At 54.2% G+C, this 10,980-nt stretch carries 8 protein-coding genes; all 8 read left to right on the top strand.

The window, feature by feature from the left end; translation table 11 throughout:
* Positions 1-1,089: 1,089 nt before the first annotated feature.
* Positions 1,090-1,503 carry a hypothetical protein gene (locus ACDC67_RS15710; protein ID WP_376694581.1) on the top strand — a complete coding sequence of 138 codons (414 nt, stop codon included), beginning with the start codon at positions 1,090-1,092 and terminating at the stop codon, positions 1,501-1,503.
* A gap of 102 nt (positions 1,504-1,605) precedes the next feature.
* Positions 1,606-2,610, top strand: a complete 1,005-nt coding sequence (locus tag ACDC67_RS15705; protein ID WP_376694580.1) for a restriction endonuclease — start codon at positions 1,606-1,608, stop codon at positions 2,608-2,610.
* A 96-nt stretch (positions 2,611-2,706) separates the two neighbouring features.
* Positions 2,707-3,801, top strand: a complete 1,095-nt coding sequence (locus ACDC67_RS15700) for a ParB/Srx family N-terminal domain-containing protein (RefSeq protein WP_376694579.1) — start codon at positions 2,707-2,709, stop codon at positions 3,799-3,801.
* Between the two features lie 14 nt (positions 3,802-3,815).
* Positions 3,816-4,694, top strand: coding sequence for a restriction endonuclease (locus ACDC67_RS15695; RefSeq protein ID WP_376694578.1), 879 nt, complete (start codon positions 3,816-3,818; stop codon positions 4,692-4,694).
* Positions 4,695-4,865: 171 nt separating this feature from the next.
* On the top strand, positions 4,866-6,338 hold the full coding sequence (locus ACDC67_RS15690) for a class I SAM-dependent DNA methyltransferase (RefSeq protein WP_376694577.1): 1,473 nt from the start codon (positions 4,866-4,868) through the stop codon (positions 6,336-6,338).
* A gap of 14 nt (positions 6,339-6,352) precedes the next feature.
* Positions 6,353-7,585 (top strand): restriction endonuclease subunit S, encoded by a 1,233-nt coding sequence (locus ACDC67_RS15685; protein WP_376694576.1) that lies wholly within the window; start codon positions 6,353-6,355, stop codon positions 7,583-7,585.
* A gap of 134 nt (positions 7,586-7,719) precedes the next feature.
* Positions 7,720-10,110, top strand: a complete 2,391-nt coding sequence (gene hsdR / locus ACDC67_RS15680; RefSeq protein ID WP_376694575.1) for an EcoAI/FtnUII family type I restriction enzme subunit R — start codon at positions 7,720-7,722, stop codon at positions 10,108-10,110.
* 67 nt (positions 10,111-10,177) lie between these two features.
* Positions 10,178-10,927: a hypothetical protein gene (locus ACDC67_RS15675; protein WP_376694574.1), complete on the top strand. Its 750-nt coding sequence runs from the start codon at positions 10,178-10,180 to the stop codon at positions 10,925-10,927.
* The last annotated feature ends 53 nt before the right edge of the window (positions 10,928-10,980 follow it).

Raw genomic sequence — 10,980 nt, 5'->3', positions numbered from 1 at the left:
CACAGCCAGGACCGTGATCTTCCTGCTGGCAGGGAAACTCGACTTCCGCAGTCTCAATCCGCATGTGTATGCTTAACCCACTTGGAATTCAACAGACCCGTATTTAGGAATAACATTGCGTGGTGCCCCTTATGCTTTTCCGAGCAATCCGAATTAGGTCAGGCGCCACATTTGCAGTTAATCTGGTCGATCCGTGACTACTGTATTTGCCATCTACATAGATGCGAGATCATCGAGCGCTGTCCTCACTGCCAGTCAAAGCAGAATTCGTGTAGATTTCGGCGATCCATTGGGCAGTGCGTGGGTTGTGGCTCCAGCCTTATTGGCCTGGGTGCCAGTCGCCCTAATAGAGAAGATGAAGGTATCTACTACCGAGATCTGGTTGGCTTAGTTGCCGGATTCAACGAGTATCCCAATCAGTTGCTCAGCCAGAAGGCAGCCCAGAACTGTGTAGATGAGCTGTTTTCCGAGGTATGGCGTCGGGAGGAGGAGAAACGCCTGTGGGACGTGCTGCCTCGCGACGAGTGCATTTCCATTGTTTGTGGAGAGAAAGAGCTAACCTTGCCCGTTCTAAGGCGGGTGGCTTACAGACTAGGCGTGGACCTCTATCAGATACTCGCCGGTCGTTTGCAGCCCGTCACACAGGTTCTCGATCCGAGGTGGCTAGTTGAGCTGCCTGACAATTTGAAGCCCCGGCCGAAACGACCGCGAATATGCCGTAAAGAGCTTCTGGAGCGTCTGAGGAGCGCGCGTAATTCAAAGGATGTTCCTCAGCCCCTAAAGGCGATTGCGAAAGCGGCAGGAACTTCCACCGGTGCGATCGAATACCACTTTCCTTCCTTTGCGGAAGAAGTCAAGTCTGCGTATAAGCAGGAGCTCAGTATACGTGGACAACGAAAGGAAGAGCTCGGTCGCGTGCTCATTTTCAAGTTCCTTGCCTACTCTAACCAAAGTTCAAGAAAGTCGGCTCAGAGATACCTGGCTAGAGAAAGCAACTTGTCAAAAAATCATATCCGACGGTTGGTAGCGAGATATGTACCCCCGGCGGGCAGGGTCCGCTCCGTTGGCCCGTGATTCAGGAGGTGTGGGATGGTAATTCCAGAATCTGAGTTCGACGTGATGGAGGTCGTCAAGGGGCTCCGCCTCTCTGAAACTGCGTTAACCGGATGCCAAAGCGAGCCCGAGAAGGCTTTCCCCGCCATTCTCATTGGGTGGCAGGTGGTGGTCAAGAATTGCCTTACGAGCGCAGAGAAGTGGAAGCTCGAGAATTCGCCCCCGGAGGCAACGCTTCTCGCCGAGATTGAGGAGATTTACTCCACAAACTGGCCGAACAGGCAAATTTGCCGAGCGCTCCGGACTTTCTACGACGCTGATCCCCAAGACTGGTGGGAGATCAAAGATGTTAGGGGACTTCTCGATCTGGCAATTCGAAGTGCGCTCGAGGCAGCCTACGCCAGTACCGAGCATGTCAAGGAGCACGACTGGAGTGACTGCTCCGACTGATGCCTGGGCTTACAGCGGGCACCCTGCTGGACCGGCCGGCGCTTGGGGACATTCTGGGTTCTGCGGTAAGCTTGCCTTTGAACATCAGGTTGAGGGGATTTCATGACACTCTGGATGGTGCGATCGGCTTCAGGCGGCCGGCTGGCCGACGAATTCGTCGAAAAGGGGCTCGTGGCCCTAGGAGCCGCCCCAGTTGGGGATCTGGCCCAGTTTTCAGGCAAGCAGGCCCTTCTGGATGCGCTCAAGGCGGAGCGGCCCGATTTCAAGCAGGGGAGGCTCCAGGCTGCGGCCAGCCAGTGGATTCGATTCCGCGACGAGGTCCAGCGCGGTGACCGGGTGGTGACCTATGATTCCAGTCGTCGCGTCTACCATGTTGGGACCATCGCCAGCGACTATCGCCACCAGCCTGGCACAATCGCTGATTTCCAGCATTATCGCGCCGTGGACTGGGAGGGCGAGGTCGAGCGAGATGCTTTGTCGTCTCGTGCCCGCAACTCGCTGGGCTCGACGCTGACCCTTTTCCGGCTCCCGGATGACGTGGGCGAGGAGATTCTCCGCGCGCTGTCAGGCCAGCCAGCGCCTCAGCCGGGTCCGGAGGAACCTGAGGAGGAATCCGAAGACCAGGACGAGGATGCGCTGCTCGAGGGCTACCGCGCCCGCGCCTTGGAGATCACCAAGGATCGGATCAACCGCCTTGACTGGCGTGAGCTGGAACAGTTGGTTGCCGGCGTCCTGCGGTCGATGGGCTACAAGACCCGCGTTTCGCGTGAGGGCTCGGACCTGGGGATCGATATCCTGGCCTCGCCGGATGGATTCGGGTTCGAGTCGCCGCGCATCATCGTCGAGGTCAAGCACCGTTCGGGTACAGCCATCGGCAGCAAGGAAATCCGAAACTTGGTGGGCGGCCGTCACGCCAGCGACAAGGGCCTTTTCGTCTCTACCGGCGGGTTTACCAAGGACGCCCGCTACGAGTCCGAGCGCGCCAATATCCCGCTGATGCTGTGGGACCTGGACGATCTGGTTCAGGCCCTGGTGGAGAACTACGACAATGCCGACCAAGAAACTCGTGCTCTTATCCCGTTGACCCGGCTCTTCTGGCCGGTCTGAAGAAGATAAATCGCATATTCTGCGATTAACTTCACGCCATACGATTTGAGTTAACTATATTTGCTATTAATATTTCGATATATGGAGACAGTGACCATGCCGGCTTTGCGTTCAGAAAATGTTTCCCCCGCATCACTTCTACTTGACCCAAATAACTTTCGCTTTCAAGACGCCAGTGAATTTCAGTTTGCAAACGAAGAAAGATTTCATGAGGAAAGCGTCCAAACGAGAACTTTCAGGCGCCTTATTGAATCAGAGAAGCTTTCTGATTTAAAAAAATCAATAATGAGAAATGGTTTCATTCCAGTGGAACGGATTGTTGTAAGGCCCTATGAGTCCAAGGAAGATCTCTATGTCGTTATAGAAGGCAACAGGCGGGTTGCTGCTATCAAATCAATATTAGAAGATCATGACGCCGGAATTGACATTCCGGAGCATGTGCTTTCATCAATCCAAGAATTACCAGTTCTGATCGCGGAAGAAGATGGCGAAGACGAGGCCTTTCGCGCGAGCCTCATGGGTATTAGGCATGTCTCCGGTATCAAGCAGTGGGGGGGGTACCAAAGAGCGAGCCTGATTGTGCAAATGCACGACGACCTTAATCTTGATCCGCAAGATGTGGCAGAAAGACTTGCTCTAAGTACGCACGAAGTAAATAGGCGATATCGAGCCTTCAAAGCCCTTCAGCAACTGCAGGCTGACGAAGAGTTTGGAGAGCACGCAACGTCCGAAATGTACCCCCTATTTCATGAGGCAGTGTCTCTTCCAATTGTGCGTGATTGGCTTGAGTGGGATGAGGATCAAAGTAAATTCCTTGAGGAAGACAATCTAAGGCTATTTTATTCCTTAATAACCCCATCAGTTGATGACAATGACGATGAGCTAGAAGCAAAGATAACAGGTTATTCTCAAGTAAGAGAGCTGCGATACATTTTGGCCGTAAAGGAGTCAAGGCGGATCTTACTTGACCCTCATAGAACGTTTCAAGAGGCTGTGGCGGCAGCACATCAAAAAGAACTCGCAAAGGCATGGCGAGATGATGTGCAAGCGGCTCGTTCCGCTCTAGATAACATGGCTGTAGAACAGCTGAGAGATCTCGACTCTGATGATACGGGCTTATTGTCAGAGCTCCATGATCTGATAGAAAGGCGCTTAAGGGATCATGACCTTCTGGCAAATGACCCCTCATAATTGGTGCATTCGTTATGAAGCCAGGCCCAAGGTTGGTTGTAAAGTATCTGCTAGAGGAATTTCCAATAGAGTCTTCGCCAAAAGATGCTTTGGAAGTGGTGGCGGAGGTTGTGCTTGATAAAGGATGGAAACAGCATAGGTCGTTCGCCCTCGAGAAAGCAGAAAGTTGGAAGGGTCGTGTACTGAAGAAGCTTAGAACTGAGCTCAGTCAGCTTGAACGGCAAGGCAAGCCGGCACGAATATGCTTTAACTCTGCGGATGCTGAGAAAATACAGGGCGCATGCTTTGTGGAGCCAAATGACTCCTCGGATATCCGGGTGCAAAAGGAGCGCCGGTTACAAGTCTCAAGTTATCAGAAGATTGTGGAAAGATTAAATCCCGATGAGTTTGAATTGTTGTGTAGAAAGTTTATCGAAATTATCGGCGTGAAGGATGCATATGTAACAAGATCAACAGCCGACGATGGTATTGACTTCTACGGACTACTGGAGGGTGAGAGCATTTTCTTTCCTAAAGATTTGAAGCCGACAATTCAAAAGCAGCTATCAATCTGGTTAGTTGGTCAAGCAAAACAATACATCAAGACTCAAGCCGGCACACCAGAAGTCCGAGATCTTGTCGGATCTGTTGCTCTTGGTCGAAGCGGGGTTGTTTCCACCGAAAAATCTCCCTTCCCGAATTTGTCAATTCGTATTAGTGACCCTGTCTTCACGATTCTCGTAACTGGGGGCTCGTTAAGTTCCCGCGCTTGGAAACTGCTGAACAGGTCTGGGGTTGTTGGAGTGGATGGGGAGCTTTTGGCAGCTTTTCTGGCGGATAGAGCAGCTGGCCCTGAGGGAGGTCTAGATGAGGAAGGTTTTATAGAATGGTTGAAAGAAGATGTATTAGTTTAGTTTGGGCTTACAGCTCTTGGGTTTATCTATAAGAAGCCAAATTCTAGTTTGTGGATTTCTTTGTTGAGCGTTGGGTGAGCATGCGACTATTGACGTCTTATAATTAAAACGTCGCTGTAAGTGCCATTGTAGTCGTATCACGACCCCTAGCAGGAAAGGATTTATAGGCTTGTGTTTGAACAAACGTTTCGCAATATCGATGACGTGCTCTGGAAGGAAGCCGGCTGTGCCACCGAGCTGGATTACACCGAGCAGACTTCCTGGATGCTGTTTCTCAAGTACCTGGATGACCTCGAGCGTGAGCGCGCGATGGAAGCCGAGCTGGTCGGCAAGCCCTACGACTTCCTGCTAAACGAAAGGTACCGCTGGTCGAGCTGGGCAGCCCCGAAAGACGATCAGGGCGAGTTCGACCACAACAACGCCCTGACCGGCGACGACTTGGTCGAGTTCGTGAACCTGAAGCTCTTTCCCTACCTGCAGGGGTTCCGCGAGCGCGTCGCCGATACCGACACCATCGAGTACAAGATCGGCGAGATTTTCTCGGAAGTTCGCAACAAGTTCACCAGCGGCTACGGGCTGCGCGACGCGCTTGAACTGGTCGACACGCTGAGCTTTGACTCGCAGAAGGAAAAGCACGAGCTCTCGCACCTGTACGAGGCCAAGATCCGCAATATGGGCAACGCCGGCCGCAACGGCGGCGAGTACTACACCCCGCGCCCGCTGATTCGCGCCATGGTGCGGGTCACGAAGCCCAAGATCGGCGAGCGCATCTACGACGCGGCGGTCGGTTCGGCCGGCTTCCTGTGCGAGGCCCACGACTACCTGCGCTACGGCCCCGACCGGGAGAACCCGCCGAAACTGTCAACCGAAGACCTCGATACCCTGCAGCGGCGCACCTTCTACGGGAAGGAAAAGAAGAGCCTGCCGTACGTGATCGGCATCATGAACATGATCCTGCACGGCATCGAGGCGCCCAACATCGTCCACACCAATAGCCTGACCGAGTCACTGGCCGACATCCAGGAGAAGGATCGCTACGACATCATCCTGGCCAATCCGCCCTTCGGTGGCAAGGAACGCAAGGAGATCCAGCAGAACTTCCCAATCAAGACCGGCGAGACGGCCTTCCTGTTTCTTCAGCACTTCATCAAGTACCTCAAGGCCGGTGGCCGGGCGGCCATCGTCATTAAAAACACTTTCCTGTCTAACTCCGACAACGCCTCGCGCGCCCTGCGCCAGGAACTGCTGGAGAACTGCAACCTGCACACCGTGCTCGATTGCCCCGGCGGAACCTTCCTGGGTGCGGGCGTGAAGACCGTAGTGCTGTTCCTCGAAAAGGGCGCGCCGACGAGAAAGATCTGGTACTACCAGCTTGATCCGGGCAGAAGCCTGGGCAAAACCAACCCGCTTAACGATGACGACCTGGCCGACTTCGTCGAACTGCAGCAGACCTTTGCCGATTCCGACCAGTCCTGGACGGTCGATATCGACGAGATCAACAAGGACTCCTGGGACCTGTCGGTCAAGAATCCAAACAAGGCCGAAGAAGCCCCGCTACGTGACCCGGAGGTGATCATCAACGAGATCGCGACGCTGGATGCGGAGACCAGGGAGATCCTGGAAGGGATCAGGGGGGTGCTGTGAAGCATGAGTGGCGCGTGGCGGCGCTTGAAGATGTCGCGAGAGTCATCAATGGTGGAACGCCGAAGACAAAGGTTTCTGAGTACTGGGGTGGGCCGCACCTGTGGATCACGCCCGCCGAAATGGGCGGGTTGCTCAAGCCATATTTGAGAGATAGCCGTCGTTCTCTTACAGACGAGGGGCTCGCCCATAGCTCCGCCTCGTTGCTACCACCAAAGTCGGTCATACTGTCAACAAGGGCGCCGATTGGTCACTTGGTGATCAATGAAAAGCCCATGGCGTTCAACCAGGGGTGTCGAGGCATCGTTCCCGGTGAGGGCTTGCACCACAAGTTCTTGTACTACTGGCTTTTGTCGAACGTGAAGAGGCTGGACGACCTTGGCAGTGGAACGACATTCAAGGAGCTTGCAGCCGGCAAGCTCAAGAAATTTCCTATTCCAACGCCTCCTCTGAGACAGCAAAGACGCATCGTCGCCATTCTCGGCGAGGCCTTCGCGGGCATTGAACAGGCCATCGCCAATACCGAAAAGAACCTCGACAATGCGCGGGAAGTGTTCAGTTCGAACCTTAATGCAACGTTCTCAGAGGCGCCCGATTCATGGGCGTTATTACGACTTGATGAGCTATGTTCTATCAAGCATGGATTCGCATTCAAGAGTCAGTACTTTTCAGAGACAGGGCATTACGTTCTGCTGACTCCTGGTTCTTTCTGGGAGCAAGGCGGATTTCGTGATCAGGGAGTTAAGACAAAATACTATACCGGTGAGATCCCGAAGGATTTCCTCTTGGATCGAGGTGAATTTCTGATCGCCATGACCGAACAAGCGAAAGGGCTCCTGGGAAGTTCATTGGTTGTTCCCGAATCTGACCGATTCCTTCACAATCAGCGTTTGGGGCGTGTATTGGTACGCGATGGTGTCCAATGGCACAATGACTTCTTCTTTCATCAGTTTAATACGAACGCCTTCAGAACGGCAGTTCAAGCCACCGCGTCCGGCGTCAAGGTTCGCCATACCTCGCCCAAGAAGCTTGGTGAGATTTTAGTCAAGTATCCATCGAAACTTCACGAACAAGCGGCCGTTGCTAAATATTTAAATCAGATGAAAGGGGAGATCGTGAAACTTGAGCATCTCTATGCCCGCAAGTTGAATGGTCTCGGCGAGCTCAAACAATCCCTCCTCCAGAAAGCCTTCTCCGGAGAATTGACGGCCGACGATACTGATCGCGAGGTCGAATCAGCTACTGCCTGAAATCTTACTCGAAATTCTGTTTAAGAGGAATGAGGTGACGCTGTTCGCGAGCTATGAGTCGATAATGAGGTGCTTACGTGCTAATTTGGGCCAAAGGTACTTAAGCAGAGTTTGATTTGTATGGGGCCTTGGGGATGAACGAAGCTGAAACTCGCGCCGAACTGATCGACCCCGGTTTGAGAGAGGCCGGCTGGGGTGTAGCTGAAGGCAGCCGGGTCGGGAGGGAGGTAATCGCACCCGGGCGGCTGATCGGGGCCGGTCGGCGCGGAAAGCAGGATATTGCCGACTACGTGCTGTTCTACCGCGGCCAGAAACTGGGCGTTATCGAGGCCAAGAAGCGCGAATTGCCGGTGACCGAAGGCCTGGCCCAGGCCAAGCGCTACGCCGAGCGCCTGCAGGCTCGCTTCGCCTTCGCCACCAACGGCACTGGCATCTACCGGGTCGACATGCACACCGGCGAGGAAGGCGAGCTGGATGACTGGCCTTCTCCGGACAAGCTGTGGGACGCAACTTTCGAGCGCCCGCAGCCCTGGCGCGAGCGCTTCGGCGCCATACCCTTCGAGGATAAGGGCGGTTTCTGGCAGCCTCGCTATTACCAGCACAACGCCATCAACCGCGCCTTGGAAGCCATCGCCGAAGGTCGCGACCGCATCTTGCTGACCCTGGCGACCGGCACCGGCAAGACCGCCATCGCCTTTCAGATCGCCTGGAAGCTGTTCCATGCCCGTTGGTCGCTGGCGGCGCGCGCGAGCGGCGAGCCGGGCCGACGTCCGCGCATCCTGTTCCTGGCCGACCGCAATATCCTGGCCAACCAGGCCTTCAACGACTTCTCGGCCTTTCCCGAAGATGCCCTGGTACGCATCGACCCGGCAGTGATCCGAAAGCACGGGCGTGTGCCCAAGAACGGCAGCCTGTTCTTCACCATCTTCCAGACTTTCATGACCGGGACGGATGAGGACGGCAACCCGGCGCCCAACTTCGGCGACTATCCGCCGGATTTCTTCGATTTCATCGTCATTGACGAGTGCCACCGCGGCGGCGCCCATGACGAGAGCAACTGGCGCGGCATTCTCGAGTATTTTGCGCCGGCTGTGCAGCTCGGGCTCACCGCCACGCCCAAGAGAACATATAACGCCGATACCTACGCCTACTTCGGCGAGCCGGTCTACATCTATTCGCTCAAGGAAGGCATCAACGACGGCTATCTCTCGCCCTTCAAGGTCCGCCAGATCGCAACGACCCTGGACGACTACATCTATACGGCTGACGACCAGGTGATCGAGGGCGAAGTCGAAGAGGGGCGGCGCTACAGTGAGGATGACTTCAATCGCGTCATAGAGATCAAGGAACGGGAGGCATACCGCGTCAGGCTGTTCATGAAGCAGATCAACCCGCGTGAGAAGACTCTGGTGTTCTGCGCCACGCAGGAACACGCCCTGGCGGTTCGCGACCTGATCAACCAAAGCAAGCCCAGTTCCGACCCGAACTATTGCGTGCGCGTGACGGCCAATGACGGCGCCGAGGGCGAGCGGTTCCTGCGCTTGTTCCAGGACAACGAGAAGACTATTCCGACCATTCTGACCACCTCTCAGAAGCTTTCGACCGGTGTCGATGCTCGCAACGTGCGCAACATCGTACTGATGCGTCCGGTCAACTCGATGATCGAATTCAAGCAGATCATCGGCCGTGGCACCCGACTGTATGACGGGAAGGATTACTTCACGATCTACGACTTCGTGAAGGCCTACGAGCACTTCAATGATTCCGAGTGGGATGGGGAGCCGCTGGAGCCGGACCCCTGCGGAATGTGCGGGAACCAGCCCTGTACGTGCGCAGTGAATCCGCCAAGGCCTTGCCCGGTCTGTGGAGAGCTCCCCTGTGCTTGTGAGAAAGAGCCACCAGAGCCGTGTCCCGCATGTGGGGAGTATCCCTGTGTTTGTAGGAAGCGACGAAAGGTCAAGATCAAGCTGGCCGACGGAAAGGAGCGCACTATCCGTCACATGAGCGCGACCAGCTTCTGGAGCCCAGATGGCAAGCCCATGTCCGCCGCTCAATTTGTCGAAAACCTATTCGGGGAGTTGCCGGAGCTTTTCCGCAACGAGGATGAGTTGCGGGAGCTCTGGAGCAAGCCAATGACACGCAAGGCCCTACTCGAAGGCTTGGAGGAAAAGGGCTACGGCACCGAGCAGCTCCGCGAGATCGGCCGTCTGATCGATGCAGACAACAGCGACCTGTTCGACGTGCTGGCCTATGTCGCCTGGGCCCGTCCCCCGATCAGCCGTGCTGAGCGCGTCGAGTCACATCGGCCACTGATCTTCGAGAGTATCGATTACTCTCAAAAGGAGTTCCTGGAATTCGTGCTCGACCACTACGTTGAACGCGGCGTCACGGAACTCGATCCGGAAAAACTACCCCATCTAATCGATCTGAAGTATCACAGCGTCAATGATGCAGTCCGAGAACTAGGAAGCATTGACAATATTAGAAACACATTCATGGAGTTTCAAGTGCATTTATATCGCTAATGTGCGAGCGTTAACAAGCGAATACGAAGAACAGTTGGGGTGACTAATGGTGGACAGCTTAGGCGAAATGAAAGAAGGAACCGAAAAACCCGATTGGATTCCAGATAATCTGACGATAACTGAATTAAAGGATAGACAGGTATCCCTTACCCAACGAAACGAACAAGTGATAGCCTTTGGTAGCATCCCTCAAGGCTGGACAATAATACTGGATGGCAGTCGCAGGGCAAAGCTTGATATAGACGCAAGATTTATTTCTAAAGATGTGTCGATTCTCATTAAGAATGCCCATAATATTGATATCTCCAAGAGGGTATACGGTGCAAGAGTCGATGGGTCAAACCAGCATCAGACAAAACTTAATATTGGACGAAAGAAATTCCATTTAGAAGTAGGTGCTGGGCGCTATCTGGTTTCCCCTAAAGAGGAAGGCGTCGATTATTCTCTTACTGTCAAGCCAAACGATGACGACCTAGAAGCTAAGCGCAAAACCACGATCGATGGTAATGCAAGAATTGCCAGCATAAAGGGCCGAGGCTCGATCGAAATTGGCGGGGTGCCTACGAAAGGAGTCCGCATATCCAACGTAGTTGGTTCAATTATACTTCGAGAAGCTCTTGTGGCAGCAAATGTAAATGCCAAAAACCTAGAGTTGACTGTCAGTAAAGACGTTAATCACTGCAAGATTAACGCTCACATACTCCGCTGCAACGGCCGTCTCCTATCGAGCGGCGTTAGTGCATACCTAATTGACGTGCGCTCAACAATTCAGGGTCTGTTGAATTCCAAGTGGGTTAAGCATACACATGCGGATTGAGACTGCGGAAGTCGAGTTTCCCTGCCAGCAGGAAGATCACGGTCCTGGCTGTG

It is taken from the genome of Wenzhouxiangella indolica (assembly GCF_042310355.1).
In the GTDB taxonomy this organism is placed as follows: Bacteria; Pseudomonadota; Gammaproteobacteria; order Xanthomonadales; family Wenzhouxiangellaceae; genus Wenzhouxiangella.
Note: the sequence above shows the minus strand (reverse complement) of the source record. Positions and strands in the feature narration are given on the sequence as shown.

Coding starts and splice junctions, on each gene's coding strand:
- ACDC67_RS15675 (WP_376694574.1), top strand. CDS start 10,178: ATGAAAGAAGGAACCGAAAAACCCGATTGGATTCCAGATAATCTGACG.
- ACDC67_RS15710 (WP_376694581.1), top strand. CDS start 1,090: ATGGTAATTCCAGAATCTGAGTTCGACGTGATGGAGGTCGTCAAGGGG.
- hsdR (WP_376694575.1), top strand. CDS start 7,720: ATGAACGAAGCTGAAACTCGCGCCGAACTGATCGACCCCGGTTTGAGA.
- ACDC67_RS15695 (WP_376694578.1), top strand. CDS start 3,816: ATGAAGCCAGGCCCAAGGTTGGTTGTAAAGTATCTGCTAGAGGAATTT.
- ACDC67_RS15705 (WP_376694580.1), top strand. CDS start 1,606: ATGACACTCTGGATGGTGCGATCGGCTTCAGGCGGCCGGCTGGCCGAC.
- ACDC67_RS15700 (WP_376694579.1), top strand. CDS start 2,707: ATGCCGGCTTTGCGTTCAGAAAATGTTTCCCCCGCATCACTTCTACTT.